This window comes from Ectopseudomonas khazarica (genome assembly GCF_004521985.1).
In the GTDB taxonomy this organism is placed as follows: Bacteria; Pseudomonadota; Gammaproteobacteria; order Pseudomonadales; family Pseudomonadaceae; genus Aquipseudomonas; species Aquipseudomonas khazarica.
In genome coordinates this window covers 1-462 of sequence record NZ_SBHZ01000043.1, presented here as the reverse complement: position 1 = coordinate 462, position 462 = coordinate 1, and the positions used below count along the sequence as shown (strand labels likewise).

At 65.4% G+C, this 462-nt stretch carries 1 protein-coding gene; it reads left to right on the top strand.

Annotated features, from left to right (window positions below):
* Positions 1–98 precede the first annotated feature (98 nt).
* A partial coding sequence (locus EPK82_RS24640) for a helix-turn-helix domain-containing protein (RefSeq protein ID WP_208651185.1) occupies positions 99–462 on the top strand: 364 nt, incomplete at its 3' end.

Genomic DNA, 462 nt, shown 5'->3' with positions numbered 1-462 from the left:
GCTTAGAGCCGTTGCCGTTTGCAATGCATTCGGTTGCTGCTCTAGCGTGCGACACCGCACGTTAGGTATAGGCGCGTTATGAGATCGAGGGTCGGACGGTGAAGCGGCGCGATGGCGAGGCGGGAACACCGGATCCGCAAGGGGACGCTGTTCAAAGCGCGGACAAGGACGTGACCAGTCAGATCATGCCGAAGCAGACCACCGACGTCGATCGACTGGTCGGTATTCGCATCACCGCGTTGCGGAAGGCCCGCGGCCTCAGCCAGACCGCGCTCGGCAACGCCGTCGGCGTCACGTTCCAGCAGGTCCAGAAATACGAGAAGGGCCAGAACCGGGTCGGTGCGGGCCGGCTGCGCGAGATCGCGCGCCTGCTCGAGGTGCCGGTGTCGGCCTTCTTCGAGGAGAGCGAGCCCCGCGAGAACGCCCAGGAGGACGTGTTCGGCTTCCTCAGCGCCCATGGGG